Annotated in this window: 1 protein-coding gene; it reads left to right on the top strand. The window is 38.5% G+C overall.

The window, feature by feature from the left end; genetic code table 11:
- Positions 1-56 precede the first annotated feature (56 nt).
- Positions 57-265 (top strand): GHKL domain-containing protein (locus QVP40_RS12200; protein WP_288200553.1); only part of this gene is annotated, 209 nt, incomplete at its 3' end.

Here is a 265-nt window from a genome sequence, read left to right as displayed (position 1 = left end):
ACGGAATGCTGAATTCTCTGGGACTGAAATTTTATTCAGATAACAGAATGTTGAACATGATTCTGAACGACAAATTAAAAAAGCTGGAACCGGGGCAGGCAGAATGTAATATGGGCGGTATCAGCCTGGATTTTCTGGCGGATATGGATGTGACAACCATTTTTGCAAACCTTCTGGATAATGCCATAGAGGCAGGCGAAAATAAAAAGAATTTCTGGATAAAAATAAGAGGGGAACAGATACAGGATTTTACAGTAGTAAAAAT

It is taken from the genome of Blautia sp. CAG:257 (assembly GCF_000433815.1).
GTDB classification, from domain to species: Bacteria; Bacillota; Clostridia; order Lachnospirales; family Lachnospiraceae; genus Blautia_A; species Blautia_A caecimuris.
This window is presented reverse-complemented; position numbering and strand designations above follow the sequence as displayed.